Origin of the sequence: Sphingopyxis sp. Geo48 (genome assembly GCF_949769155.1) — a bacterium.
In the GTDB taxonomy this organism is placed as follows: Bacteria; Pseudomonadota; Alphaproteobacteria; order Sphingomonadales; family Sphingomonadaceae; genus Sphingopyxis.
The window spans coordinates 1-1,251 of the sequence record NZ_CATKPA010000019.1; the positions used below are offsets into that span (position 1 = coordinate 1).

General features: G+C 62.4%; 1 protein-coding gene. It reads right to left on the reverse strand.

Translation table 11 applies throughout. The features are described 5' to 3' along the window. Window positions 1–42: 42 nt before the first annotated feature. Window positions 43–1,190 (reverse strand): IS3 family transposase gene (locus QOL79_RS19515; RefSeq protein ID WP_095385752.1). Its coding sequence is split into 2 segments (ribosomal slippage): window positions 43–932 and window positions 932–1,190, totalling 1,149 coding nucleotides; the frame shifts between segments, so codons are not numbered across the junction. Between the last annotated feature and the right edge of the window lie 61 nt (window positions 1,191–1,251).

The following is a 1,251-nucleotide window of genomic DNA, read 5'->3' on the forward strand; positions in this document are numbered from 1 at the left end:
GGTGGCCTGCTGCCGGTTTGGTGGACACCGAGATAAGTTCATTCAGGCTACCCCAGCTTCACGTTCGAAGTCGATAGGACTGAGGTAACCCAAGGTCGAGTGACGCCGGGTCGGGTTGTAGAAGCATTCGATATAATCGAACACGTCGGCCTTCGCCTGCGCCCTCGTGCGGTAGATCTTCTTCCCGATCCGCTCGGTCTTGAGCGAGGAGAAGAAGCTCTCCATGGCGGCATTATCCCATACATTGCCGGACCGGCTCATTGAGCAGGTGACCCCATTGTCGGCCATGAGCCGCTGGAACTGCTCGCTGGTATACTGGCTGCCCTGATCCGAGTGATGCAGGAGAGCATCGGGCTTGCCGCGCCGCCAGATCGCCATGATCAGCGCATCGGTGACGAGCTGGGCTGTCATGTTGGGAGTCATCGACCATCCGACCACCCGGCGCGAGAACAGGTCGATCACCGCAGCAACATAGAGCCATCCCTCGGCCGTCCAGATATAGGTGAAGTCGGCCACCCACTTCTGGTTCGGCCTGTCTGCCGTGAACTGGCGATCGAGCACGTTGCCGGCGATGACCGAACGATCGCCGTGATCCTTGGGAAGCCCGCGTCGCCGCGGCCTCGCTCGCAGACCCTGCGCCCGCATGAGCCGTTCGATCCGGTGCAGGCCGCAGGACACCCCATCGGCCAGCAGGTCGTGCCAGACACGGCGCGCGCCATAAGTGCGATAACTTCCTACATGGCTGGCACGGACCTTCGCACCGATCACCTCGTCGTCGCGGGCACGCTGCGACGGCGGGCGGATCAGCCAGGCATGGAAGCCGCTTCGCGAGACACCGAGCGCCCCGCACATCCATGCCACCGGCCAGATCCCTCGGTGCTTCGCGATGAACTGGAACTTCATATCGAGTCCCTCGCGAAGTAGGCGGCGGCTTTTTTTAGGATGTCGCGCTCCGCCTTCAACTTGGCCAGCTCGCGCCGCAGGCGATCGATCTCCATCTGCTCCGGCTTCATCTGACCGTGACCGGGAAAGGCATGACCCGGATCGGCGGCAAGCTCCCGGACCCATTTACGCAGCACGTTCGCATGCACATCCAGATCGCGCGACGCCTGCGCGATCGTCACCCCGCGTTCGCGGACCATCCTCACCGCCTCAAGCTTGAACTCGCGGCTGAACTTCCTTCTTTGCATTGTGGACCTCCGATAGGTGGAAACACCCTATCTCGGTGTCCACCAAACCGGCAGCAGGCCA